The following is a 25,099-nucleotide window of genomic DNA, read 5'->3' on the forward strand; positions in this document are numbered from 1 at the left end:
CATGTTTCGCACTATGTTGAAGTCCAAGATTCACCGTGCCACGGTGACTCAGGCTGATCTTCACTACGTTGGATCGTGCACGATTGACGCTGATTTGATGGAAGCGGCCGACCTGCTTGAAGGTGAAGCCGTCGACATCGTCGATATCAATAATGGCAACCGGCTTACTACTTACTGCATTACCGGAGAGCGCGGCTCGGGCATCATTTCTATCAATGGTGCCGCCGCTCGTCTGATATCGCCGGGTGATCTGGTTATTATCATCGGCTACGGAATGATGGATGACGCTGAGGCGCGTACGTACAAGCCGAATGTCATCTTCGTCGATGAGGACAACAAGATTCTGGAAAGTGGCAATGACCCGGCGGATGTGCCGGAGGGTTCTGATTTGAAGAATCCGCGTAGCCCGGAGAACCAGGGCTAGTCCACGTAGCCCGCAGAGCTGGGGCTCGACTGCGTAGTTGGAGAGAAGAGTCGAGCCGGAGAACCGCAACACCAGGGTGTTCACTTTGCGTTAAAGCGCAAGTCATTAGACCGTCAGCTAAAGCTCATTGGCGAGTTGATTTTTAGAAACCGAAAGGTAACGCAACGTCCTTAGCTTCTTAGAGGATCTAAAAGTTTTAGTTTTCCATTTCCTCACCTAGTCGAAGCTATACAAAGGCGGTCTCCCCGTGGTTCGTATTGGCAAGAATCTGCTGACAAATCCTTTTGCTACCTCTCGCAGCTCTCTGACCTGCACTTACAAGTGTGGTAATGCCTGTGCTGACGATGCTCCGAACGAGTTCTCGGACAACCAGTACTTCGGTGATGTTGCGAAGGAGGCGTTCTCCCAGCGCGCATTCTCCCGTCGCGCGGCACTGAAGGTCACTGGTGCTAGTGCTCTTGCGGTCGGCGGTGGCGCCGTGCTGGCCGCTTGCTCCTCTGATGATTCGGGCAGCGCCGCAGGTGGCTCCGACGCCTCCGGTACCGCTGCTGCCGGTGACGGTAGCAAGGACGAATCGCCGGAGGGTATGCGTTTCGAAGCCGTCAAGCCGAACACGGAAGACGCAGTCGTTATCCCGGACGGCTACGAGCAGAATGTTCTGATTCGCTGGGGCGACCCAATCCACGAGGGTGGCCCGGAGTTCGACTTTGACAAGCAGACTCCGGAAAACCAGCTGAAGCAGTTCGGCTTCAACAATGACTTCGCTGGCCTGATTAAGGCTGAAGACGGCACACTGCTGTACGTTTGCTCGCACGAGTACACCACCGAGCCGATGATGTTCCGTGCCTACAAGAAAGAAGATGCCACTAAGGAGCAGGTCGACATCGGACTGGCTGCCCACGGCCAGACCATCCTTGCTGTGGAAGAGGATGACAAGGGATTCCTGAAGCCAATTCTCAGCGACAAGCGTAACCGTCGCATCACTGGCTTCACCGAATTCACAGTTGACGGCCCGGCTGCTGGTCACGATCTGCTGAAGACCAAGGCTGACCCGACCGGTATGAAGGTCGAGGGAACTTTGAACAACTGCTCCGGTGGTGTTACTCCGTGGGGTACCTACCTGTCCGGTGAGGAGAACGTTGACCAGTACTTCGGCAACGTTGGCAAGCTCAAGGACGAGGACGCAGTTAAGAAGCTCAAGCGCTACTCGGTCAAGAATGAAGAGCTGTCCGACCGCGCGTGGGAGAAGTACTACGACCGCTTCGATGTCTCCAAGGAGCCGAATGAGCCGAACCGCTTCTTCTGGCTGGTAGAGATTGACCCATCTGACCCGAACTCCACCCCGGTCAAGCACACCGCACTGGGCCGTTTCAAGCATGAAGCTGGTCAGATCTACGTCACCGACGACGGCACGGTTGTGTGCTACTCCGGCGACGACGAGCGTTTCGAGTACATCTACAAGTTCGTCTCCTCCCGCAAGATTAAGGAAGGGGACCTCAAGCACAACATGGGCATTCTGTCCGAGGGCACGCTCTACGTCGGTAAGTTCAACGGTAATTCCGAGTCCGAGATTGACGGCTCCGGTGAGCTGCCGAAGGACGGCCGTTTCGACGGTGACATTGAGTGGCTTCCGCTGATGACCGCCAAGGCAGACGGCAAGCACGAGTCCCACGTTGATGGCATGACCGCCGAAGAGGTCTGCATCTACACCCGCATCGCCGGTGACAAGGTCGGTGCGACCCGTATGGATCGCCCGGAGGATATCGAGCCGTCCCCGAAGACCGGTAAGGTCTACGCGGCGCTGACCAACAACAAGTACCGCGGTAAGGCTGGCGCGAAGGACGACAAGGGCAAGGAACGCAAGGATGGTGCAGGGCGCCCGCTTGCCGACGCCGTCGAGGTCGCACCAATCACCGAGAACAAGAATGGCCTTGTTCTGGAGATGGAAGATGACCACGCCGGTACCAAGGGCAAGTGGAACCTCCTGCTGGTCTGTGGTGACCCGAACGAGGCTTACACCTACTTCGGTGGCTTCGACAAGGAATCGGTCTCGCCAATTTCCTGCCCGGACAACGTCGCCTTTGACGAGTACGGCAACCTGTGGGTTTCCACCGACGGCAACGCCCTGGACTCCAACGACGGCCTGTTCGCCGTGGCTGTCGAAGGCGAGCGTCGTGGTGAGACCAAGTGCTTCCTGACTGTTCCGGTTGCTGCAGAGACCTGTGGTCCGCAGATCTTCTCCAACCGCGTGATGGTCAACGTCCAGCACCCGGGCGAAATCGAGACGGATCAGGGTCACCCGGTCGGCGACAACCCGGACCCGACCACCAACCCGACCTCGCACTGGCCGGACGGCGGCAAGGAGCAGCCACGCCCGGCCGTCGTTCAGGTTGTACGCACTGATGGCAAGAAGATTGGCGTCTAAAGGGCACTCAACTAGCAGGTCGGCGGTGTAGTCGGCTAACCTTTATAGCCGTGACTGACGCGAAGAAGACCCCTGAAAACACCGCCACCGTTCCTGAGCAGCTGCGCATTCGCCGCGAGAAGCGTGACCGCCTGCTCGAGGCTGGAATTCAGCCGTACCCGGTTGAGGTTCCCCGTACTCACTCTCTCAAGGATGTCCGTGAAGAGTGGGGCCACCTCGAGGCTGGCGAGGAGACTCAGGATGTCGTGACCGTCATTGGTCGTGTCATGTTTATTCGTAACACCGGCAAGCTCTGCTTTGCCGCTCTGCAGGAGGGTGACGGCACGACCCTGCAGGCCATGCTTTCCAAGGCTGAGGTCGGCGAGGACGCCCTGGCTGCTTGGAAGTCGGACGTAGATATGGGCGACTTCGTCCTCATTACTGGCCGCGTAATTTCTTCGCGCCGCGGCGAGTTGTCTGTGATGGCTACCGAGTGGCAGATGGCCTCGAAGGCTCTGCGTCCGCTGCCGGTGTCGTTCGCTGATCTGTCCGAGGACAGCCGCGTGCGTCACCGCTACACGGACCTGATTATGCGTGAGCAGGCTCGTACTAACGCACTGACTCGCATCAAGGTCATCCGCGAGCTGCGCCACGCACTTGAGCGTCGCGGTTTCCTCGAGGTCGAAACCCCGATGCTGCAGACTCTGCACGGCGGTGCAGCTGCACGTCCGTTCGTGACTCATTCCAACGCTTTGGACATCGATCTCTACCTGCGTATCGCGCCGGAGCTTTTCCTCAAGCGCTGCGTCGTCGGCGGTATGGAGCGAGTCTTTGAGATCAACCGTAACTTCCGCAACGAGGGTATCGACTCCTCGCACAGCCCGGAGTTCGCGATGCTGGAGTACTACGAGGCATTCGGCACCTACGATGACTCCGCCCGCACCGTCCGCGAGGTCATTCAGGAAATCTGCGTCGCGGTCTTCGGTTCGACGACTGTTACGCTTGCCGACGGTACGGAGTTCGACTTTGGCGGCGAGTGGAAGCAGATTGAGATGTACCCGTCGCTGAACGAGGCACTTGCTCGCAAGTTCCCTGGTCAGCCGGAAGTCACTATTGACTCGACCGTCGAGGAGCTCAAGGCAATCGCCGATGTGATTGGCCTTGAGGTTCCGGAGAAGGGCGGCTGGGGCCACGGCAAGCTGGTTGAGGAAATCTGGGAGCTGCTCTGTGAAGACCAGCTCGACGGTCCTATCTTTGTCCGCGACTTCCCGGTCGAGACCTCTCCGCTGACTCGTCAGCACCGCTCCAAGCCTGGCGTGACCGAGAAGTGGGATCTTTACGTCCGTGGCTTCGAGCTGGCTACCGGCTACTCCGAGCTGGTTGACCCGGTTGTCCAGCGTGAGCGCTTTGAGGATCAGGCGCGACTGGCCGCTGGCGGTGACGACGAGGCCATGGTTCTGGATGAGGACTTCCTGCACGCAATGGAGCAGGGCATGCCGCCGACGACCGGTGTGGGCATGGGCATTGACCGCCTGCTGATGGCCCTGACCGGCCTTGGCATTCGCGAAACCGTGCTGTTCCCGATCGTGAAGCCGGAAGCGTAAGCGACTGAATTCATGTGTAGTTATCCCGGTGTTATCACCGGGATTATTTTTATCCCGTAATTTCTTCACCCGTGAATTCGGTAAATGGGAATAAGAAAATTGATCGGCGATCCGTATTGCGCTTGGGAGCAGCAGCGGGAGCAGTAGCGAGTGCGGGTGCCGTAGAGGTGGCCGTCAATAGCGTCGGGACGCGAGCAGTTGCATCGGCGGCTCCGAACCAGGCGCCGTTTCCATTCACAGGTTTGACCAGCGGTCTTGTGGTAACGGACCTGGAAGTCGTGACTGTGACCGATACGTCGGTGACATTTTCGTGGGCGACGTATGCAGGCCCACATCCAGCGTGGGGGAAGCTGGCCCCGCTGGCACCGGCCGACACTGAAGTTGCGCTCGTGCCAGTCGGCGCTGATGAGGGCGGCGAGCTGCCCGTGGTGCATAAGGACGAGGCGCAGGTTGGCTACCACTTTGTGACCGTCGATAAGCTGCGGCCTGGAACCACGTACCGTTTCGAATGTCGATCGAATGGGCTGGTCGCCGAGCCGGGATTAATTACCCGAAACCTCCCCAATGCACCCGAGCAAACTGGACAGTTCACGACGTTGGTCGCTCCGGAAGGGGAGTACCTGACCACGATTGCCATCCTTAATGACGCGCATATTGGCGAAAATGGGCACGGTATTATCACCGGCGATTTCCCCGCTCCTATCTTTTCTGAACCGGGTGCCGCGCCGTATCCCGAGGTCATGCTGACGGCTGCGCTCGCCGAGCTGCGGGGGATGGGGATTGAAAAGGTTTTCGTCAACGGTGATGCCACGTCGGAAGCACGTCCGGCGGAGGTGCGTCGATTTGCCGAGATTATGAATACTTTTGGTGCTCAGGAGCGGCAGTGGTTTGTCACCCGCGGCAATCATGATCGTCCGCATAAGCCGGATGCCGATCCATCTGCTGGCTACGACGAATTCCCGGTTTTGGAGGGTACCGAGAATCATCGCGATCCCTTCGGTGTTCTCCTGGGGCGTCCGCGGCAGGAACTGTGGGTCACTCAGCAGGGGCCGGTCCGTGTCATAGGGCTGGATTCATCGAAGTTGGATGAGTCCGGCGGCGAAATTAGCCCGGAACAGTTCGATGCACTGGAGCGGGAATTGCAGCGTGACCCCAGTAAGCCGACGGTTGTGCTGGCTCATCACCCAATTACTTCCGAGGCTGGTTGGACACATGCTGCCGGGCCCACCTTCATTCTCAACAGCGCTGATGCACGACGTTTGCAGCAGCTGCTTAACGACGCTCCGGGTGTATTCTTCGCGGGGGCAGGTCACACCCACCGTGCAAAGCGTACTCGCGGTGATGTTGGGGCCGGCGTTGATTATTTGGAGACCGGCGCGTGCAAAGCATACCCCGGTGGCTACACACTGCTGCATGTCTACTCCGGTGGCTACCAGGTTAACTTTCACCGTTTGAGCAGCGAAGATGCGCTTGCGTGGACTGCGCGTGCCCGTTGGGCGATGTACGGTTTCGAGCCCGAGGCTCTGCTTGGTGAGCTCTCTGATCGCAACTACGTTGTTAACCGCGTTATCGCCTGACAAGTTAGAAGCCTGAAAGTTTTCTGTTACTTGGCAATGTTTTTTCAATTCTTGTGACAACGGTCACGTGATTGTTTTATTGTTATGCCAGTAATAGTTCTGACTCGAAAGGCCATGATCACATGAGCGAGAAGAAGAACCGCGAAGATTCGACTGTCGGCCGCAATAACCCTGGTCGCGACGCTATCGGAGCGGCAATGCGGTTCATCACGTCGATTACTGGTTCGGACTTCGCCCAGAAGTACGACCTTCAGCCAAAGATCGACCGCGTGGTGTACCAGTCCACCAAGTCCGGTTTTAAGACCCTTGGTGCCGCGAACCGTCAGTTTAAGAAGATTTCCGGTTCCGGTAAGCCGGAGCGTCCGGCTGAGGAAGCCCAGGCTGCACAGGAGGCCGCAGCCGAGGAGAAGGCAAAGAAGCTCTTCGACCTCACCCCGACCGAGGATCAGCAGATGATCGTCGAGACGGTTAAGGAATTCGCTGAGTCTCGTCTGCGCGAGGTTGCTTATAAGTCCGACCACGAGGCAACTCCGCCGGAGAACCTCGTCTCTGAGGCTTCTGAGCTGGGCGTCACTATGATCAACGTCCCGGAGGCTTTCGAGGGCATCGCTACCGGCGAGGACGTCACCACCAACGCGCTGGTCGCGGAGGCTCTGTCCTACGGTGACATGGGTCTGGCTCTGGCAGTGCTGGCTCCGGCCGGTGTCGCTGCCACCCTGACCGCTCACGGCTCCGACTCGCAGCAGAAGACCTACCTGCCGGCATTCGCTGGCGAGAACGTCCCGGCTGCCGCTGTTGTGCTCGCAGAGCCGCGCCCGCTTTTCGACGCACGCAAGCCTGAAACCACCGCAAAGCGCGAGGGCGATTCGCTGGTCCTCAACGGTGTTAAGTCCTTCGTTCCGAACGCCGGCGCAGCTGAGCTGTTCATCATCGGTGTTGAGCTCGAGGGTAAGCCGGCTCTGGTTATCGTTGAGTCCGACACTGAGGGGCTCCACGTTGAGGCTGACCCGTCCATGGGTCTGCGCGGTGCCGCAATGGGGCGCGTCATCCTGAAGGACGTCAAGGTTCCGGCTGAGAACATTCTCGGCGGCGCTAGCACCTCGGCTGCAGATCGTGAAGAGGCATACCTCGACATTCTGCGTCGTTCCCGCCTCGGCTGGGCAGCTCTTGCAATGGGTACTTCTCAGGCAGTTCTCGACTACGTCATTCCTTACGTCAACGAGCGTCAGGCATTCGGCGAGCCGATTTCCCACCGCCAGGCAGTGGCCTTCATGGTCGCCGACATCAAGATTGAGCTCGATGGTCTCCGCATGATCACCCTCCGCGGTGCTTCCCGCGCTGACCAGGGTCGCGGCTTCGCTCGCGAGGCAGCTCTGGCTAAGACCTTCGCCACTGAAAAGGGTATGAAGATTGGTTCCGACGGTGTGCAGCTGCTCGGCGGACACGGCTTCACCAAGGAGCACCCGGTTGAGCGTTGGTACCGTGACCTCCGCGCAATTGGTGTCGCCGAAGGCATCGTCGTTCTGTAAACCGCTAGATACTTCAGCCGAAAAGAATTAAGAGGAAAGAAAATGATTAACCTCGAACTGCCGAAGTTCCTCAAGGCGGGCGCGTCCCAGTCGCATCAGGCCGCCGCTGAGATCTTCCGACCGATTTCCCGTAAGTACGATCTCGCTGAGCACGAGTACCCGAAGGAACTCGACACCCTTGCCTCCATGATGGACGGCATGGCAGATGGTGGCCGTGGCTTCTCCGGTGCTTCTGGTGGACGTGGCGACGATAAGAAGCCGAAGCGCACCGGTGTAAAGAACGGTGGCAACATGGCTTCGCTGCTCAACGTTATTGAGACCTGCTGGGGTGACGTGGGTCTGACCCTGTCTCTGCCGTACCAGGGTCTGGGTAACGCAGCCATCGCAGCTGTTGCTACTGATGAGCAGCTGGAGGCTTTCGGTAAGACCTGGGCTTCCATGGCAATTACCGAGCCGTCCTTTGGTTCTGACTCCTCCGCAGTTTCCACCACCGCCAAGCTCGATGGTGATGAGTACGTCATCAACGGTGAGAAGATCTTCGTCACTGCTGGTGAGCGTTCCGACTCCGTCGTTGTGTGGGCGACCCTGGACAAGTCCAAGGGCCGTGCTGCCATCAAATCCTTCCTGGTGAAGAAGGGCACTCCGGGCTTCACCGTGGAGCGTCTGGAAGAGAAGCTGGGTATTCGTTCCTCGGATACTGCAGTGCTCCGCCTGGACAACGTCCGCGTTCCGAAGGAGAACCTGCTGGGTTCCCCGGACATTGATGTTAAGAAGTCCTTCGCCGGCGCAATGGCGACCTTCGACAACACTCGTCCGCTGGTTGCGGGTATGGCCATCGGTGTCTCCCGTGCTTCGCTGGAAGAGCTGCGTCGCATCCTGGAAGAGGCTGGCATCGAGATTGACTACGATGCACCGGCACACACCCAGAGCGCTGCTGCAGCTGAGTACCTGAAGCTGGAGTCCGATTGGGAGGCTGCATACCTCCTGGCTCTGCGCGCTGCGTGGATGGCTGACAACAAGCAGCCGAACACTCTGGAAGCTTCCGAGTGTAAGGCCAAGGCCGGCCGTGCAGGCACCGAGATTTGCCTCCGTGCCGTTCAGCTGGCAGGTACCTTCGGTTACTCTGAGCGTAACCTGCTGGAGAAGTGGTCCCGCGACGTCAAGATCCTGGACATCTTCGAAGGTACCCAGCAGATTCAGCAGCTGGTCGTTGCTCGCCGCACCCTGGGCCTGTCCTCCAAGGAACTGAAGTAGTTACAGTTTCAGAGCAATCTACATACTGGTGAGCCGGTAAAAGCTCACAAAGATGCTCAAGCCACATTTCTTAAAACACCGTCCTGCCATGACTTGGTAGGGCGGTGTTTTATTTTGCGCTGTTTTGGCCGTGTGTCTCTTGTCGTTGCGTTCCTATTTTTCTGAGATTAGAGGGAGAGTTCATCTAATTTTCATCTTTAGGTTCTAGGCTTATTGGACATGAGCATTTCCCGCCGGGCCTACCTATCTGTTGCAACTCTTGCTGCAAGTTCAATGGCCGTCGCGAAAACCTCGGGAGCGTACGGCCTGGAGTACGTCACGTCGGGTCTGGGGCTTACCCAGTCGGATTCCAAGTCGTGGCAGGTACTGGCTAGCGACTTGGAGGTCATCACTGTCACAGACACGTCAGTGGCATTTACATGGGCAACATATGCTCCGGGAGTGCAGACAGCGTATGGCTTCATTAAGCCGACCGTTCCTTCGGATGAGCGGGTGCTGCTTGGTCCTGCGGATTCAACGCAGTTAGAGCTCGTGCACGAGGGGTACTCAGAGTCGGGCTACCACCATGTGGTCATTGACGGGTTGGAGCCGGGACGGGAGTACCGCTTTGAGTGCTGGTCACACAACTGTCGCGCGGTTCCGTCGCTGAATATCACCATGAGCAAAACGGCACCGGAGAAGACAGGCGTCGTAAGCACTCTGCCAGCGCTGGAGGGTGCACATTTGGCGACGTTCGCGCTGACGAATGACACACACATTGGTAAGCCCAATCATGACGGCATTCGCATTGGCAACCTCGGTCTTTCCTCCGGTCCGGGAGAGCAGCCTTTTGCCTCTATGCAATTGCAGGGTCTGGTGGACACGGTAAAGGCTGCCGGGTTAGACACTCTCGTCATCAATGGCGATTGCACGGATAGCAACCGCCCTGAGGAGTATGACGAACTCATCAGGGTTTTGGATACTTTCGGTGAGTTTGGGAAAAACTGGTTTGTCACCCGTGGTAATCACGATGTGCACCCGCCCGGGCTACCCAATATCAATGGTTTCCGGGGACGCGGAATCCGCAAAGGCAAGACCGCGGTTCCGGATTACTTCAGCCAGCGTCTTGTGCCGACGCAGCAGCACTGGTCGACTCGCGTCGGCGAAGTGCGCCTCATCGGTGTTGATACCGCCGAGTTTGGTTATGCAGGTGGACGTATTAATGAGCGGCAGATGCGTGCATTGCGTGCCGAACTCGCAGACGATCCAGAGCGTCCGACAATTTTGTTTGCGCATCACCCGTTTACTCAGGATGCGGTGCGTTCGCATTTCGGTGGTGAGGCATTCATGGTCGAGGCGCAGCAGGCCAAGATTTTTCAGGAGATTCTGGCCGCCACGCCGGGTGCCAAAGGCGTGTTCGCTGGTCATACGCACCGCAGCCGCCGTGGTATCGCTGACTACGGGGATACGGACTTCTGTGAGCGGGGTGCGGCACTCGGCTATCCGGGTGGATACACACAGATTCGAGTTCACACTGACGGTTACCAAATTAGCTACCACCGCACTACGACACCTCAGTCTCTGTCCTGGTCAACGAAGACTCGTTGGTCGATGTTCGGGTTGGAGCCAGAGTTTATGCTGGGAAAGATCTCCGATCGGAACTACGTCAATTTCTTCAAGAACAAAGTGCCGCTCTGAGCTAGTCCTAGCTTCAAGCAGGGTACGCTGGGCAATGCATAGTGTTAATGGAAAATACGTAGTGGCAAGTTCCGCTGTGGGGCGTAGCCGCAAGCCGCCACGTTATTGCCGAGCACAAGTGTGGCTCTGAAGTAATAAGGAATTTAGCGATGACCGACCAGTACAACCCGCGTTCGTCCTCCCCGCAGGATTGGGAGCAGGACGGTTATGCAACATCTGCCTGGGAGCAGCCACAGGGTGGGGCTCAAGGCCAGTACCAGCCTCAGTACCAGTACCAAACGCAGGGGCCGAACCAGGGCGGTTACCCCCAGCAGTATCCGGCTTATCAGCAGGCTCCGGCACCTGAGCAGAAGAGCAACAACGGTCTGTACGTGGTCTTGGGCATCGTCGGTGTCGCACTTGCAGCGGTCGCCGGTATCGGTGGCGCGTACTACCTGAATAATTCCTCCGATAATTCCCCGCAGTCTCCCGATACGGTTGCGGCAGGGGACTCGTCGTCAAGCACTGCGTCCCCGGCGCCGGTGGAGACGCACACGGAAACCTATACCCAGACCGTCGAGCCAGAAACGACGAAGCAGCCGGAGAGCAGCGCTCCTACCACTACGCAGAGGGGAAATTTTGGTCTCCGCGCGTTCGGTATGGATCGCGATGATATCGACGCCAAAGGTTGGGTTGGCAGTACCGCTCGCTGCTCGGGTGGGTATTACGCGCGTGTGCTGGCGGAGACGTCGTCGGGTAAGGCCGTGATTTGCGAGAATTCCAATAACCGCCAGCAGCGCCATTACATCGGTGACTTCGGTGAGATTTCGGATAGTCCGGATGCATACACAGTAGATAGTTTCTCCGGGAACCGTGCTGTCGCAAAGAATGGTGGCTACACGTATACCGTCACTCCGAATGCGGTAACCGTGACCCAGGATGGCGAAGAAATTTTCCGGGAACCCGTCACGGACTACGGTGTTTTGAACGCAGGCTAATCAGCGCTGGTTCTTCCTAGGACGCGCAAAAAGGACGCGGTAACTTCCACAATGGAAGTTTGTACCGCGTCCTTTTCGTGTCTGCCGTTCGCTTTACGACGGTCCCTGCGCCCTAAGCAGCCTTCTCCTCGGCGGCATTCTCCCACGGCTTCGGCAGGTGGCGAGGAACCACCTTGCCGACTGCGTTGCGTGGCAGTTCATCGAGGAACACGGTCTCACGCGGAACAGCGAAGCGGCTGAGGCGCTGCTTGACGTATGTGCGAATCTGCTCATTAGTCAGGGCGCGGCCCTCAGGTGAATCGTCGCGGACAACCCAGGCGACCAGAGCCTGACCGAAGCGCTCATCCGGAACACCTGCGACTGCGCACTCGCGGATGCCTTCGAGCTGGCTGAGTGCATCTTCGGTCTGACGTGGGAAGACGTTCTCACCGCCGGAGACAATCATGTCGTCCTCGCGACCGGAGATGTAGAGCAGGCCGTTTTCCATTCGACCCAGGTCACCGGTGCAGACCATGCCGTCGATGACCTGCTTGTCCGCACCCGGGCGGGTGTAGCCCTCGTATAGCATGTTGTTGCCCACGAAGATACGACCGGTCTCGCCGTCGGCGACGCGGTTGCCGTCTTCGTCGAGAATCTGGACACGAGTGCCCAGCGGTGCGCGACCTGCCGTGGTCGGATTTGCCTTGAGCTCATCCGGGGTAGCAATGGTTGCCCAGCTGACCTCGGTGGAGCCGTACTGGTTGTAGAGAACCGGTCCGAAGCGCTCGAGGGTCTTGGTGACAATTCCCTCCGGAATGGCCGAACCACAGGATGCGATGACCTTCAGTGATGTCGCGCCGATGTCGTAGTTGTCTGGGAGAATCTCAATCATGCGCTGCAGCATGGTCGGCACCAGGAAGATGGTGTGCGGAGAGTGCTGTTCGATAATGCGGAGGCTGTCGGCTGGATCGAACTTGCGGCGCATAATCATGGTGGAACGCAGTGCGATGCACAGCTGTGCGGTTGCGAAGCCCCAAGTGTGGAACAGCGGAGCCGCAAGGTAAGCCGGGCGGCGCTGACGCAGCGGAATTCGACTCATGATGGAAGATGCCGGCATCCAGCTGCGCGGCTCCGGACGCTTGGCACCCTTTGGAGTGCCGGTGGTTCCGGAAGTCAGAATAATAACGCGGCCACGGCGCGGGCGGCTTGGCAGCTCGGCGGTCGGCCACTTTGCCGGCGGTGCAGTCTTCAGCATCTCCTGCATGGAGGTCCAGCCCTCGCGAACACAGGAGGTATCACCGTAGTTTTCAAACCACGACACTGCGACCGGGCATTCATCGAAGTCCTCCGGCAGCATGTGAGTGAATTCCTCATCAATGAACAGGAAGTCAATCTTCTGCTCGCGAATTACAGCTAGAGTCTGCTCGGCAGCGGCGCCAGTATTGAGCAGCACCAGGTCGGTGCCGAGGCGACCGTGGGCGCACAGAGCCATAATGAAACCGCGGTGATTGCGAGCCAGCACACCGATGCGGTTGCGCTGCTGAATATCGCCGTGGCGGAGTGCCCGCGCCAGGGCAGTGGAGCGCTCGTGCAGCTCCTCGTAGGTCAGCGAGCCGCCGTCATCAATAATCGCGGTGTGGTGCGGATCGCGGCCGGCTGCGATGCCGAGGAGACCAGCTGGCAGGAAGTCCCAGCGGTAGATGGAATTTAATGCCTTACCAGCCGCGCCGGGTCCCATCGAGCCGAGGACACCAGCTTGCGTCACCGGTGCGAGACCGAGAACGAGGTCCGAGGTAGCTCGCGAAGCTTTGCGCACCTTATTGAGAATCGAGGTCTGTGGATCAGATGTCATAGTCACTCATCTTCCGTGGTTCATGTCCTGTGGTCTTCGGAGAGGCCTAATCAGGCGAAACCTCATCGGTAGGACCGCCGATTTAGTTTCTTTTACAGTAAGAATAAGTGTCCTAGGTCACTTTTGTGTAGCTTTTTGCAAAATTTTTTTATCAGAAACGAATGATTGTGAAGATATGTTGCGTGACTAGGGAATACGTTCAAAGGTGTGGGGCTTTTTTATCTCGAGCGATGTTGTCGCCGCACTTAGAGGCTCCGTTTTGAGGTAATTTCTCTAGAAAAAGTTCTTGAGAGATGTTCCAATTCAACTTCGCCCTCGTCGCCGTAGCGGAGGGTGAAGCCATTCGATATGTCCTAGGGGAACCCATGAAGTCCACTCTCAAGAGTCAAACTTTCCTACGCATTTCGGCAGCCCGAGTTGCCGTGGTCGGAGCAGCCGCAACCGGTGCGGCTTTCGGTCTTGCAGCATGTGGCGATAGCGATGACGTCGATCCGGCACCTGACGAGACCACTACGGTGACTTCGACCGAGAGTGTGGACGACAATCGCAATGATCGCGATGACGACGATCATGATGATGACCACGACGATGATGACGACGACCGGGATGACGGCCACGACGACCGCGTGAACAACTAGGTGTCCGTTCCAGGATGAAACTGCCGTTGTACCTCTCTTGACCAGACTGTTCGCTATTGGCGTACGGCTATAGGGATTAATCTGCGACGCGTCGCGTTTAAGCTAGGTGAAACAACCTTTATTGAATTACGGCAAAAATAGACACTTGAAAGGGCAGTGATGTTCGAGAGGTTTACGGACCGAGCACGTCGCGTTGTCGTCCTGGCACAGGATGAGGCACGCGAGCTCAATCACAATTACATCGGCACGGAGCACATCCTGCTCGGCCTGATTAGTGAAGGCGACGGTGTGGCTGCCAAGGCGCTCGAGTCCATGGGCATTTCCCTGGATGCTGTGCGCTCTGAGGTAGTCGACATTATTGGTCGTGGCTCCCAGCCGCCGAGCGGTCACGTGCCGTTTACTCCGCGTGCAAAGAAGGTGCTGGAGTACTCTCTGCGCGAGGCTCTGCAGCTGGGTCACAAGTACATCGGTACTGAGCACCTGCTGCTTGGACTGATTCGTGAGGGCGAAGGTGTTGCCGCTCAGGTACTGGTTAAGCTCGGCGCTGACCTGCCGCGCGTACGTCAGCAGGTTATTCAGCTGCTCAGCGGTTTCCAGGGCGATGAGTCCGATGGTTCTCCGGAGCAGCGTCCAGTCGGTGCTACTTCCGGCGCTCGTGTGCAGGAGGGTAACCACCAGTCCGGTTCGCTGGTGCTCGATCAGTTCGGTCGTAACCTGACCGTGGCTGCACGTGAGGGCAAGCTGGATCCGGTCATTGGCCGTGAGAAGGAAATCGAGCGCATTATGCAGGTTCTTTCTCGCCGTACCAAGAACAATCCTGTGCTGATTGGCGAGCCGGGCGTTGGTAAGACCGCCGTTGTGGAAGGCCTCGCGCTGGACATCGTCAACGGCCGTGTGCCGGAGACACTGAAGGATAAGCAGCTTTACTCCCTCGACCTGGGTTCCCTGGTTGCGGGTTCCCGTTACCGCGGTGACTTCGAGGAGCGTCTGAAGAAGGTGCTCAAGGAGATTAACCAGCGCGGTGACATCATTCTGTTTATTGACGAGATTCACACGCTGGTCGGTGCCGGTGCTGCAGAGGGCGCAATTGACGCGGCCTCGATTCTGAAGCCGAAGCTGGCTCGCGGTGAGCTGCAGACCATCGGTGCTACCACTTTGGATGAGTACCGTAAGCACATCGAGAAGGACGCCGCTCTCGAGCGTCGTTTCCAGCCGGTGAACGTGCCGGAGCCGAGCGTGGATCTCACTATCGAGATTCTGCGTGGTGTTCGCGATAAGTACGAGGCTCACCACCGCGTATCCATCTCGGACAAGGCGCTGGTTGCGGCAGCTACCCTCTCGGATCGTTACATCAACGACCGCTTCCTGCCGGATAAGGCTGTTGACCTTATTGACGAGGCCGGTGCTCGTATGCGCATCAAGCGCATGACTGCCCCGGCTGACCTGCAGGAGATCGACTCCAAGATTGCCGATGTGCGCCGCCAGAAGGAAGCCGCCATCGACGAGCAGGACTTCGAGAAGGCAGCTGGTCTGCGCGACAAGGAGCGCAAGCTGGGCGAAGAGCGCCGCGAGCGCGAGAAGAAGTGGCGTGCGGGCGAGTCCGACACCATCGCTGAGATTGGCGAGGAACAGATTGCGGAGGTCCTGGCTTCCTGGACTGGCATTCCGGTGTTCAAGCTCACCGAGGAAGAGTCCTCGCGTCTGCTGCGCATGGAGGATGAGCTGCACAAGCGCATCATCGGTCAGGAAGAGGCTGTCAGTGCTGTCTCCCGCGCTATTCGTCGTACCCGTGCTGGCCTGAAGGACCCGAAGCGTCCGTCCGGTTCGTTCATCTTCGCTGGTCCGTCCGGTGTTGGTAAGACCGAGCTGTCGAAGGCTCTGGCCGAGTTCCTCTTTGGTGAGGAAGACGCACTCATTCAGATTGATATGGGTGAGTTCCACGACCGCTTCACTGCTTCTCGTCTCTTCGGTGCTCCTCCCGGATACGTCGGCTACGAAGAGGGCGGCCAGCTCACCGAGAAGGTGCGCCGCAAGCCGTTCTCCGTCGTGCTTTTCGACGAGATTGAGAAGGCCCACAAGGAGATTTACAACACCTTGCTGCAGGTCCTGGAAGACGGTCGTCTGACTGACTCGCAGGGTCGAGTGGTGGACTTCAAGAACACGGTTCTGATCTTCACCTCGAACCTGGGTACCAGCGACATTTCCAAGGCTGTTGGTATGGGCTTCTCGGGTGTCGGCGAGGCCGATGAAGATGGCAAGTACGAGCGGATGAAGGACAAGGTCCACGACGAGCTGAAGAAGCACTTCCGTCCGGAGTTCCTGAACCGTATCGACGAGATTGTGGTCTTCAAGCAGCTGAGCCAGGCTGAGATTGTCCAGATGGTCGACCTCATGCTGGCCCGCGTCAGCGACCAGCTCGACGAGAAGCGCATCACCATGGAGATTTCCGACCGCGCCAAGAACCTGCTGGCCAAGCGTGGCTTTGATCCAGTGCTCGGTGCCCGTCCGCTGCGTCGCACGATCCAGCGCGAGATTGAGGATCAGCTCTCCGAGAAGATTCTCTACGGTGAGGTTGGTCTCGGCGAGACCGTCTTCATCGATGTCGAAGGCTGGGATGGCGAGTCCAAGGACGTCGACAAGGCGAAGTTCACCTTCACCAACAAGGGCAAGGCCGGTAACGTTGATGCCGACGGCGGTGCTCTGGCTGACTCCGAGGAAGACAAGGACGTTCTCGGAAATGCTGACGGCACCCTGAGCGTTGAAGCCGACGACATCGAAGGTGCTGCTGACCAAGCCGCTGCCGAGGCAGAGGTCGACTCCGATGACGACGGCCACAACCCGCCACCGGCTGGTGCGGGTGCTGGCCAGTCGCTCTAAGAGGTTTAGCCGCTAGCAGTACCAACGAACACTGCCGCCCCAGTTCCGACTCCATTATGGGAGGAACTGGGGCGGCAGTGTGTCTATATGCGGTCTTTCCTAAAAGCGCGGATAGTTGTAGTTCTACTTGGCCACGCCGAGGTCGACCAATGCTTTCTTTGCCACTTCGGGGTCATCATTTTTGATCATGTACTCAACGATTCCCTGGTCCTCTGGGAGGATTTCCGCAACTGTGATGAGGGACTCCACTCTCTGCGCCTTGAATGTGGAACCGCGCGTTGATTCTGCCGGAATCTCAACGGCATCCAAGACGGGCTTGCCGTCACGAACGGCGGCGGTGGCGGCAGGGTCATCGGTGAAGACTACGTAACCAACGTCGGGTGCCTTCGTAGTATCCACGGAACAGTTGGTACCCATTGCCTGTGGGGCAGGGGCGCTATCCGCACCATAGTAGCTAAACACCACTTCATAGTCTGTGCAGGCCCGCACGAAACTAGCAATCGGTTCGGGTGCGTGGTCGGCAGGGGTGAGGCCGCCAGCGGTATCCCCACCAGTGGCACCGGTGGCGCCACCGTTGGAAGCGCCGGGATCGGCAGGTGCTTCAGCGGCGGACTGTGCGGGAGCAGCGGACTCGTCTGACTTGTCACTAAAGAGCGCGTCTTTAGCTGCAACGTAGGCAATCGCTAGCACCACGATGCCCGCTATCACTAAGGGAAGGAGTAATAGCTGCTTCTTTACACTGAGACCTTTCGATGCGCCGCTGGTCTGGGCACCTGTCGTGCCCGCGCTGGCGTTCGACCTTGAGGCGGCCGTCGTATTTGCTGGAGACGCTCCAGTTTCTAGTAACGAGCCATGCTTGATGTAATGGCGATAGCCATTTTGCGCAATAGCCAGGTTTTGCTCGATGTGTGATGTGTCTTCTGGCCCATTTAAGCGGTCGGGCGAACCCGGGTATGCAAGTCGAATCATTTTTCAGTCCACCACCGTGAATCAATGTCGGAGTACAGGGAGCGCATCGACTCTGCAAACTCTTCCAAGCTATTGCGATTGAGACGGTGCTTGTTTTCTTTCCATCGCTCAAACAGCTCAGTTGACGACACTGCACGCGAGGCCTCAGTTCGTGCCTCTCGGCCTGCGGTCAGAGCCCACTGGGCGGCAAATTGCACACGTTTCGCAGCCTTTTCTGTGAAACCGCTCCACACTTTATATGTGTTGTAGAGCTGGGCCACGACGGCCCAGCCGCCCTTGTAAGGCAGAACTGTGACGTTGCCCAGGTTGTCAAGTTCAAGGAACTCAAAATGGGATGGATCCTTCTTATCGGCGGTCACGAGGATCCTGCGGTTGGTGACAAACGCGGCACCATCCACCCCACTTGCTTTCGTGGCGGCGGCCTCGAGCACAATCTCGTCGACACCAAGACCTTCTACAACAGCGACGGCGGCAGTGCGCACAATCCCGGAATTACCGGTACGTTCAAGTGCGGCACCGAGATCTGGCCGGTCGGTCAATGCAATTTGGGGTCCTGTCATGCACACGAGACTAGCAACACAATAAAAACCGCGCCTGCCGTTCAGTGCTATGGCATAACTCACCCCAGGTGTGGGGTGGTGTGTGAAGTAACGCTGACTCAACCCCGAAACCTCGGTACGTTCTGTGGGTATGAGCTCAACGTTCACGCCAGCAAAGTTTGATGATACTTGGATCTACCGCCTTACAAAGTTCCCATGGCCGGAACCGGCGCCGAGCAAAGATGAGGTGCGCCGCCACTCTTGGGGAATGGTGTACAAGAGCAATAAGGCGTTTGCGACCCCGCTAGGGGTTGAGGCCATCAACGCAAGGGCGGCCAAGTACTACAAAACATCTCTCGAGCAAAACTGGGGGGTCACTGGTGCACAGGAAGCGTATCAGGTTATTGATGCTCTGCTCGAAGGTGGCCAGCACGTGGAAAATGACCTGCTTTTACCGCTCGCATATGCAGTGAAGGACATCTCTGAGAACGAGCTCGAGGCAGAGATGGAGGAGCGGATCGAGTTTCTGAAAGACTTCTTTGTTGTCCAAGGCGTGGATCCGCGTGGTGCAGAACATAAGTTCCGCTACCTCGTACGGATGTTGCGCTCCGAAAACTTTGCCAAAGCAGCAGCCCCGGCATTGCCCGCCACTACTCGCGCATGGGACATAATCCGAATTCACAGCGTTGGTGGTGCGGCAACGGAGCTGGGATGGATCTCTCCAGAAGAGTTCCTTCAGATTTCCGATAAGGCCGTGGCGGCGTTGCAGCGCTACTTCGTGTCGTGGGCTGACGTAGCCGCAAGCTTCTGGTGGGGACGAATGATCTGGGCGAGTGATGGTGAGCCCGACGTTGCCGCTGCGATGAAAGACCAATCGCAACGGCTCACCGAGTTGCTCGCACACAGTGATTCACCTTGGGTTCGCGTGCCCTTGCATGACATCGTGGCCGAGGAACCATTCTCATCCTTAGACGGTCTGCACTAACTAGCTGTCGTCATTGTTCGGGATGCCGTGGCAGCGGCCGGTTTCATGAGCTCATTAGAATCGGTCACAAATAACGGATTGAGGCATCTATGGCGCAGGAACGGCGAGTTCAAGGGGCATCTGCAAGGCGAAGTTACCTTCACCAATATGGGGCAAGGTCGGTAACGTTGATGCCGATGGGCGGTGCCTTGGCCGATTCTGAGGAAGATGACGGGCGTTCTCGGCAGTGCTGACGGTATCCTGAGCGTTTGGATCTGGCGACATCAAAGCTACTGTCGATCAGGCCACTGCCGAGGCAGAGACCGAATCTGATAACTCCGAGGGAGAGAACTAAATGGGGATCCAATTTCGCAAGAAGCAGAACCTGGACAAGGACACGTGGCTGAACTACTCGGGTTCGGGAGTCTCTGGTTCGAAGCGTATCGGTCCGGTGACCATTAACAGCCGTGGCGGTTACACCGTCCGACTGGGCAAGGGCTTGACCTTCCGTGGTCGCTGGAAGAAAAAGTAGCTGTACTTGCTAGATGGAGGAAAGCGGCGGTTGTCGCCGCTAGTACCCCATTTTCTGATTCACCCACGCAAGCATCTCTTCGTGGGTGAGCACGTAGGCAAGGCCGTGCGTCCCATCACCGAGGTCAGTATCGACCTCCACGTAGGTGATGTCGGAGCCGGCCTTTTGCCATTTCTGCACAAGTTCGCGTGCCGACGTCACGGGTAGCACATCATCCAATGCGTTATGGGTAACGAATACGGGCATACTGGGAGTCTTTGTCCCCAGAGCTTGTTCTTCCACGTGGCGCCGAACGACGGGGGAGAGCTCCGGCGAGCGCAGATTTTCCGCTATTCCTAAGTCGTTGGCCGTGAATGCCTTGGTGTCATTGCGGGGCCAACGTTCGACAGTGGCGCCAATGCATTCATCGGCCGTGAGCTTCAGGAAATCCTGCCCCAGCGGGCTCAGCATGCGCTCGATCGGTTCTTTTGTCTCTGGGTACTCTGCAATCAAGCCGTTCATGAAGTAACCGACGAGCCCCGCCAGCGCCGAGCCGCGAATATGCAGTGCAGTGTCGGTGAGATCGGCCGGAATAGCCCCGGCGTAAACAGCGCGGATGTTCAGCTCCGAGGCGTACGCATCGGCTAGCTCGGCGGCTGCAGCGGTGGCGCCTCCGCCCTGTGAGTAGCCGAACAGCGCAATGGGAGTATCTGCAGGTAGTTGTAAAGTCTCAATAGCCGCTCGCGCCATATCGAGCGTGTTATTCCCGGCAATCTCACGGTTGAGATACGGATGTACCCCAGGCGTGCCGAGCCCCTGGTAATCCACAATGGCAACATTCCATCCCTGTGCCAGCAGCTGAGGTGCCGGAGGCGTCGGAGGCGCTTCGTAACGCAGGGCGACCGAACTGGCACAGTTATCAGCCATGCCGAGAGTTCCAGGTGCAATTACTGCCAGTGGGCGCGGGGATTTCTCTGACCATCGGGCGTAGGGCTGCAAAATCGTGCCGGACACGGCTGTCTGGCGGTGGTCGCGTGCACCTGTGGAGGAAAACACGACCCGCTGTGCGCGTGCGGGCGTATTGACCGGAAATGGCGTCTTCGTAATTACCTGCCCCGGAGGCAATCGCTTCACCGTAGAAGAGTCAGAATCCGAAGAACCGAAGCCAGTCGCTCCTAGACCATCCACCGCCGAGCAACCACCGAGCGTTCCCACGCTAGAGCCCAGAAGAGCAACTCCAAGCACTGTGCTCAGCGCAATTCTGCGCTTACTAGCCCCAAAGAGACAGCGCTGGCGCTGAGGTCGATGGGGCGTGGCATTCATGTGTCTAATTCTAGGCAACGCACTTGTTCGAATCTGGTCTTTACCGGAGCATTGCCTCGGCTTTAACGGGGCAACTGGAAGCGGCCATCGGAGGTTTGCTCCGCAAGTCCGTCGTCAAGCAGGGAAAACAGTGCGCGGGAACGCTGATGCGCATCATCCCAGACCGCATCCAGAGCGGCCTGTTCGACGGGGGAGTCGGCGGCGCGGAGCACGTCGAGAAGCAAGCCCCGGACTTGACGGTCGGTGCCTTCGAACTTCTGCACACGCCGTTTAGCAGCGGCGATTTCGTGGTCTTCGGGTTCGGGGCGACCGGCGGCAATCCATGCGCAACTGGTGGCGATGGGGCAGACCTCGCACTCGGGTGTCGTTCGACAGACGGTAGCGCCGAGTTCCATGAGTGCGACGGAAGTCTCGGCCGCAGTCGTGGGGTCGAGTGGTAGGAACTCTTCGACGAGCGTCATGTCGGCGCGTTTGGCGATGCCGGGTAGGTACGTGCCCTGACGGTGTCGCCGGAGTACGCGGCGCACGTTGATGTCCACCACCGGCGTACGCACGCCAAAGGCAAACGCCGCTACTGCCCGAGCGGTGTAGTCTCCTACCCCCGGAAGGGCTAACAGTGTGTTCACGTCGCTTGGTACTTCGCCGTCGTGCTTTTCGACGATCTTTTCTGCGCATTCACGCAGCCGGAGTGCACGTCGGGGGTAGCCGAGTTTTCCCCACATACGTAGGACTTCATCCTTGGGCGCGACTGCCAAATCGGCTGGGGTGGGCCATTTTTCCAGCCAGGCGCGCCAGGAGGGGATGACGCGGGCGACGGGAGTCTGTTGACTCATCACTTCGCTGACGAGCACAGCCCATGGTGAAGTGCCTTCTTCGCGCCAGGGAAGTGGCCGCATGTTGGTGCGATACCAATCACGTAAGGCGGCATCGACGTGTTCGTCGAAGTCGTCGGATTGGTTAATTGCAGAGGTCAATCTACATTCTCGCTTTCCCATAAACAGCAGAGTCGTTGCACAATATAGCTATGAGCAATTCTGAGAGGACTCCTGAGAGTGTATGGCAATCGATGGTGCGCGGAAACCTCCGCTTCTGCGAGAGCAAGACTGCGCATCCTCGCCAGGACTTGGTTCGTCGTAAGCAGCTGACGCAGGGGCAGAAGCCGAAGGCCGTTGTGCTGGCTTGCTCGGATTCCCGCGCTCCGGTGGAGATTATTTTCGATCAGGGCTTGGGCGATGTATTTGTAATCCGTACTGCCGGTGAGATTACTGACCTGTCGGTGCTGGCTTCGCTGGAATTCGCAGTTGATGGTCTTGGAGTTCCGCTGGTGATTGTTCTCGGTCACGAGTCCTGCGGCGCTGTGGCTGCGGCGAAGAATGCACTGGATGGTGGCGAACTGCCGGGTGGTTTCCAGCGTGTGCTGATTGAAAAGGTCACCCCGTCGCTGCTGGCGGCTCGCAAGGATGGCGAGACTGAAATCGACGAATTTGAGCGTCGCCACGTGCGCGAGATTGTTAATCACATTATTGATCGCTCTCCGGAGATTTCGTCGCGACTGGAGACCGGCGAGGTAGGCGTTGTCGGTATGCGGTACCGCTTGGAGGACGGACGCGCTGAGACCGTCGTTACCCATGGAGTCAGCGAGAACCCGCTAACCTAAATGTGTGACCAATAAGCTGCCTCCAGAAATCTACCGGCGTCGGCGTATCGCCGCGGCGGTGTTGCTCGTTATCATCCTCGTTCTCCTGGGCTGGGGTATTTCCGCACTGGTAAACCGGGACAGCGAGGATTCTGAACCGGTGAATGTCACCAGGGATGACGGGAAAGAGGTGACTCCTCCGGAACAGCCCAAGGAACCTTACGCGCCTAAGTCTGACAAGGACTCGGAGAACGACAAGTCTGACAAGGACGCCAAGAAGGGCGACAAGGAAGGCGAAGACTCCGCGAAGGATGACGCTCAGGCGGCGCTTGCGAGCAAAAAGGACTGTACCCTTGCAGATCTGCAGGTGACGGCCACCTCGGATCAGCCGAACTACGGCGATGAGCAGCCGACTCTGGCGATTACCGTCCACAATCCCACCGGCGGTGAATGCCGCGTGAACCTTGATGAGCAGCAGTTGCGCTTCGAGGTGTACGACCTGGCAACGTATGAGCGAGTCTGGTCGGATGTGGATTGCAATGACTCCGAAGGCCACGGTGAACTGGTATTGGCACCGGGCGAGGAAGTCAACTATGCCGCCACCTGGTCGCGTCTGACCTCGGCGCCGAACAAGTGCTCCGAAGAAGACCGGGTCCCAGTTCCCTCCGGGTCGTACATCTTCTACGGCGTGATTGGTGACAACAACTCTGACGCCTACACGTTCAACATGCGCTAGCGCTTAGCTCCTAACCCAAGCTCAATGGCCTCGGCAACGGTGGCTGCTTCCAGCAGCTGCATCCCTGCCGGGCCTTTTGCGCCTCTGGGCACAATTGCCGTGTCGAAGCCCATTCGATGAGCTTCCTTAAGGCGCCACTCCAAATCGGTCACTCGCCGCACTTCGCCGGCCAACCCCAGTTCGCCGAGTGCAATGGTTTTGTCCTGGAAGGTCCGCTTAGTCATGGATGAGGCCAGTGCCAGCGCAATCGCCAGGTCCGCGGCCGGCTCCGACAGCGTCATTCCGCCGACGGTGGACACGTACATCTCCATGCGGGCCAACTGCTTGAAGTTACCGTGTTCAGTCAGCACGGCCGCGACCATCGGCACGCGCCTCGGGTCGAGACCAGAGACATTGCGTCGTGGATTATGTGCCTCGGTGTTGATTACCAGGCCCTGCACCTCCGCCAGCAGCGGTCTGCGGCCATCCATGGCCACGGTAATTGCAGTTCCCGAGGTCGGTGTTCGGTGATGCAAAAACAGCCCCGAGGGATCCTCAACTTCCGCAATACCGCCCGCGGTCTGCTCGAAGCAGCCCACCTCATCGGTGCTGCCGAAGCGGTTTTTCAGACCCCGCAAGAAGCGTAGCCCCGAGTGTCTATCGCCTTCGAAGTTGAGTACCACATCAACGAGGTGTTCCATCGTGCGCGGGCCGGCCACATTGCCGTCCTTGGTCACGTGCCCTACCAAGAAAATCGCAGTCCCGGTCTCCTTTGCCAACGCCGCCAGGGCAGAGGTTACGGCGCGGGCCTGAGCAACGCCACCGCGAGCACCTTCGACGTCGGCACGCATCGTCTGCACGGAGTCCACAATGAGCAGACCGGGGGAGAGCTCTAGCGTCAGATCGATGACGTCCTCGATATTCGACACCGCCGACAGGTACAGCGAGTCCGACAGCGCGCCAGTGCGCTCGGCACGCAGTCGCACCTGACCGACCGACTCCTCACCTGTGACGTAAAGTGTCGGCCCCAAATCGCCGTCCGCGCAGCGATAGGCCACTTCAAGCAGCAACGTCGACTTACCAACCCCCGGCTCGCCGGCCAAGAGCACCAACGAACCCGGCACAATACCCGAACCGAGCACCCGATCCAGCTCACCGATGCCCGTGCGCACCGCGTGCGCAGCTTTGGCGGAAATCCCGGTAATGGCCGTCAGCTCAGAAGAAGAAGTGGGGATTCGATCTGTTGCGGATGTCTCGGCGAGGAAACGTTCCTCCGCATCGTCGTCAAGCGCGCGCTGTGCTAAACGCTGGCTCTCAGCCGCGACGGAAGTGGAAGATGCTTTACGACGGTCACCTCGCGTGCCGGGCTCCGTTGTGGCAGCACTCCGGCGACGTTGCTTGGCTGCCCGGGTGGCGATTTTGTCCTCAAGGGTGGAGCCGGACTTCCCTCTGCTGGAGCGGATAGTGACCTTCTCCAGTGTGCCCCACTCTTTGCAGTTGGGACATTGACCAACCCATTTCGACACCTGCCAACCGCATGCCGAGCATTCGTAGGCTTCGTCTTTGGTCTTGGCCACGGTGCAACCGCCTTTGCTTCAAACGAGGGGGCGACAGACCCGACAACGTTTGGTGCGGGATGTGCGGGAAATG

Annotated in this window: 20 protein-coding genes; 14 read left to right on the forward strand and 6 right to left on the reverse strand. The window is 58.4% G+C overall.

Features of this window, described 5'->3' with window-relative positions:
* The first annotated feature begins 1 nt into the window (after window position 1).
* From panD to HMPREF2547_RS10895, 8 genes are all read left to right on the forward strand, one after another.
* Window positions 2-424 (forward strand): aspartate 1-decarboxylase, encoded by a 423-nt coding sequence (gene panD, locus HMPREF2547_RS04635; RefSeq protein WP_016421480.1) that lies wholly within the window; start codon window positions 2-4, stop codon window positions 422-424.
* A 247-nt stretch (window positions 425-671) separates the two neighbouring features.
* Complete coding sequence (locus tag HMPREF2547_RS04640; protein WP_048731766.1) at window positions 672-2,849, forward strand: PhoX family protein; 2,178 nt, start codon at window positions 672-674, stop codon at window positions 2,847-2,849.
* Between the two features lie 50 nt (window positions 2,850-2,899).
* On the forward strand, window positions 2,900-4,432 hold the full coding sequence (lysS, locus tag HMPREF2547_RS04645; protein WP_016421478.1) for a lysine--tRNA ligase: 1,533 nt from the start codon (window positions 2,900-2,902) through the stop codon (window positions 4,430-4,432).
* 71 nt (window positions 4,433-4,503) lie between these two features.
* Complete coding sequence (locus HMPREF2547_RS04650; protein ID WP_070604882.1) at window positions 4,504-6,009, forward strand: metallophosphoesterase family protein; 1,506 nt, start codon at window positions 4,504-4,506, stop codon at window positions 6,007-6,009.
* Window positions 6,010-6,131: 122 nt separating this feature from the next.
* On the forward strand, window positions 6,132-7,538 hold the full coding sequence (locus tag HMPREF2547_RS04655; protein ID WP_016421476.1) for an acyl-CoA dehydrogenase family protein: 1,407 nt from the start codon (window positions 6,132-6,134) through the stop codon (window positions 7,536-7,538).
* A gap of 42 nt (window positions 7,539-7,580) precedes the next feature.
* Window positions 7,581-8,792, forward strand: coding sequence for an acyl-CoA dehydrogenase family protein (locus HMPREF2547_RS04660; RefSeq protein ID WP_016421475.1), 1,212 nt, complete (start codon window positions 7,581-7,583; stop codon window positions 8,790-8,792).
* 219 nt (window positions 8,793-9,011) lie between these two features.
* A complete protein-coding gene (locus HMPREF2547_RS04665) occupies window positions 9,012-10,469 on the forward strand; it encodes a purple acid phosphatase family protein (protein ID WP_048731772.1) in 1,458 nt (485 codons plus the stop codon).
* 149 nt (window positions 10,470-10,618) lie between these two features.
* Entirely contained in the window at window positions 10,619-11,446 is an 828-nt protein-coding gene (locus HMPREF2547_RS10895) for a hypothetical protein (protein ID WP_070604885.1), read from the forward strand.
* A gap of 112 nt (window positions 11,447-11,558) precedes the next feature.
* Here the strand turns inward: HMPREF2547_RS10895 and HMPREF2547_RS04675 are convergent, their stop codons facing one another.
* Window positions 11,559-13,277 carry an AMP-binding protein gene (locus tag HMPREF2547_RS04675; RefSeq protein ID WP_016421472.1) on the reverse strand — a complete coding sequence of 573 codons (1,719 nt, stop codon included), beginning with the start codon at window positions 13,275-13,277 and terminating at the stop codon, window positions 11,559-11,561.
* A gap of 365 nt (window positions 13,278-13,642) precedes the next feature.
* Here HMPREF2547_RS04675 and HMPREF2547_RS04680 point away from each other — a divergent pair, with 365 nt between their 5' ends.
* Together HMPREF2547_RS04680 and HMPREF2547_RS04685 are read left to right on the forward strand one after the other, a co-directional pair.
* Complete coding sequence (locus tag HMPREF2547_RS04680) at window positions 13,643-13,915, forward strand: hypothetical protein (protein WP_187401496.1); 273 nt, start codon at window positions 13,643-13,645, stop codon at window positions 13,913-13,915.
* Between the two features lie 159 nt (window positions 13,916-14,074).
* Window positions 14,075-16,792, forward strand: coding sequence for an ATP-dependent Clp protease ATP-binding subunit (locus tag HMPREF2547_RS04685; protein WP_048731800.1), 2,718 nt, complete (start codon window positions 14,075-14,077; stop codon window positions 16,790-16,792).
* 123 nt (window positions 16,793-16,915) lie between these two features.
* Here HMPREF2547_RS04685 and HMPREF2547_RS04690 read toward each other — a convergent pair whose 3' ends face one another.
* Window positions 16,916-17,500: a hypothetical protein gene (locus HMPREF2547_RS04690; protein ID WP_231367153.1), complete on the reverse strand. Its 585-nt coding sequence runs from the start codon at window positions 17,498-17,500 to the stop codon at window positions 16,916-16,918.
* A gap of 257 nt (window positions 17,501-17,757) precedes the next feature.
* Window positions 17,758-18,321, reverse strand: coding sequence for a hypothetical protein (locus tag HMPREF2547_RS04695; protein ID WP_042388222.1), 564 nt, complete (start codon window positions 18,319-18,321; stop codon window positions 17,758-17,760).
* Between the two features lie 130 nt (window positions 18,322-18,451).
* Between HMPREF2547_RS04695 and HMPREF2547_RS04700 the strand changes: the two genes are divergently transcribed.
* Window positions 18,452-19,285 carry a DUF1266 domain-containing protein gene (locus HMPREF2547_RS04700; RefSeq protein ID WP_070604891.1) on the forward strand — a complete coding sequence of 278 codons (834 nt, stop codon included), beginning with the start codon at window positions 18,452-18,454 and terminating at the stop codon, window positions 19,283-19,285.
* 334 nt (window positions 19,286-19,619) lie between these two features.
* The gene (locus tag HMPREF2547_RS10855; protein ID WP_005510144.1) at window positions 19,620-19,796 is read left to right on the forward strand and encodes a hypothetical protein; all 177 of its coding nucleotides are present in this window, start codon (window positions 19,620-19,622) and stop codon (window positions 19,794-19,796) included.
* 39 nt (window positions 19,797-19,835) lie between these two features.
* Here HMPREF2547_RS10855 and HMPREF2547_RS04705 read toward each other — a convergent pair whose 3' ends face one another.
* Together HMPREF2547_RS04705 and HMPREF2547_RS04710 are read right to left on the reverse strand one after the other, a co-directional pair.
* Window positions 19,836-21,098: a lipase family protein gene (locus HMPREF2547_RS04705; protein ID WP_224786627.1), complete on the reverse strand. Its 1,263-nt coding sequence runs from the start codon at window positions 21,096-21,098 to the stop codon at window positions 19,836-19,838.
* 62 nt (window positions 21,099-21,160) lie between these two features.
* Window positions 21,161-22,093, reverse strand: coding sequence for an HhH-GPD family protein (locus HMPREF2547_RS04710; protein ID WP_049194046.1), 933 nt, complete (start codon window positions 22,091-22,093; stop codon window positions 21,161-21,163).
* A gap of 29 nt (window positions 22,094-22,122) precedes the next feature.
* Between HMPREF2547_RS04710 and HMPREF2547_RS04715 the strand changes: the two genes are divergently transcribed.
* Together HMPREF2547_RS04715 and HMPREF2547_RS04720 are read left to right on the forward strand one after the other, a co-directional pair.
* Window positions 22,123-22,755, forward strand: a complete 633-nt coding sequence (locus tag HMPREF2547_RS04715; RefSeq protein WP_038626595.1) for a carbonic anhydrase — start codon at window positions 22,123-22,125, stop codon at window positions 22,753-22,755.
* A 4-nt stretch (window positions 22,756-22,759) separates the two neighbouring features.
* Window positions 22,760-23,470 carry a hypothetical protein gene (locus HMPREF2547_RS04720; RefSeq protein WP_038626593.1) on the forward strand — a complete coding sequence of 237 codons (711 nt, stop codon included), beginning with the start codon at window positions 22,760-22,762 and terminating at the stop codon, window positions 23,468-23,470.
* On the opposite strand, the gene radA is transcribed toward HMPREF2547_RS04720, so the two are convergent.
* On the reverse strand, window positions 23,467-25,026 hold the full coding sequence (gene radA / locus HMPREF2547_RS04725) for a DNA repair protein RadA (protein ID WP_049180934.1): 1,560 nt from the start codon (window positions 25,024-25,026) through the stop codon (window positions 23,467-23,469). The genes HMPREF2547_RS04720 and radA overlap by 4 nt on opposite strands.
* Window positions 25,027-25,099 lie beyond the last annotated feature (73 nt).

Source organism: Corynebacterium sp. HMSC055G02, from assembly GCF_001809065.1.
In the GTDB taxonomy this organism is placed as follows: domain Bacteria; phylum Actinomycetota; class Actinomycetes; order Mycobacteriales; family Mycobacteriaceae; genus Corynebacterium; species Corynebacterium jeikeium_D.

What these genes read in the sequence shown, in the direction of transcription:
- HMPREF2547_RS04660 (WP_016421475.1), top strand. Translation starts at nt 7,581, where the DNA reads ATGATTAACCTCGAACTGCCGAAGTTCCTCAAGGCGGGCGCGTCCCAG.
- HMPREF2547_RS04715 (WP_038626595.1), top strand. Translation starts at nt 22,123, where the DNA reads ATGAGCAATTCTGAGAGGACTCCTGAGAGTGTATGGCAATCGATGGTG.
- HMPREF2547_RS04705 (WP_224786627.1), bottom strand. Translation starts at nt 21,098, where the DNA reads ATGAATGCCACGCCCCATCGACCTCAGCGCCAGCGCTGTCTCTTTGGG.
- HMPREF2547_RS04655 (WP_016421476.1), top strand. Translation starts at nt 6,132, where the DNA reads ATGAGCGAGAAGAAGAACCGCGAAGATTCGACTGTCGGCCGCAATAAC.
- HMPREF2547_RS04685 (WP_048731800.1), top strand. Translation starts at nt 14,075, where the DNA reads ATGTTCGAGAGGTTTACGGACCGAGCACGTCGCGTTGTCGTCCTGGCA.
- HMPREF2547_RS04680 (WP_187401496.1), top strand. Translation starts at nt 13,643, where the DNA reads ATGAAGTCCACTCTCAAGAGTCAAACTTTCCTACGCATTTCGGCAGCC.
- HMPREF2547_RS10895 (WP_070604885.1), top strand. Translation starts at nt 10,619, where the DNA reads ATGACCGACCAGTACAACCCGCGTTCGTCCTCCCCGCAGGATTGGGAG.
- HMPREF2547_RS04700 (WP_070604891.1), top strand. Translation starts at nt 18,452, where the DNA reads ATGAGCTCAACGTTCACGCCAGCAAAGTTTGATGATACTTGGATCTAC.
- HMPREF2547_RS04675 (WP_016421472.1), bottom strand. Translation starts at nt 13,277, where the DNA reads ATGACATCTGATCCACAGACCTCGATTCTCAATAAGGTGCGCAAAGCT.
- HMPREF2547_RS04710 (WP_049194046.1), bottom strand. Translation starts at nt 22,093, where the DNA reads ATGGGAAAGCGAGAATGTAGATTGACCTCTGCAATTAACCAATCCGAC.
- HMPREF2547_RS10855 (WP_005510144.1), top strand. Translation starts at nt 19,620, where the DNA reads ATGGGGATCCAATTTCGCAAGAAGCAGAACCTGGACAAGGACACGTGG.
- HMPREF2547_RS04665 (WP_048731772.1), top strand. Translation starts at nt 9,012, where the DNA reads ATGAGCATTTCCCGCCGGGCCTACCTATCTGTTGCAACTCTTGCTGCA.
- panD (WP_016421480.1), top strand. Translation starts at nt 2, where the DNA reads ATGTTTCGCACTATGTTGAAGTCCAAGATTCACCGTGCCACGGTGACT.
- HMPREF2547_RS04695 (WP_042388222.1), bottom strand. Translation starts at nt 18,321, where the DNA reads ATGACAGGACCCCAAATTGCATTGACCGACCGGCCAGATCTCGGTGCC.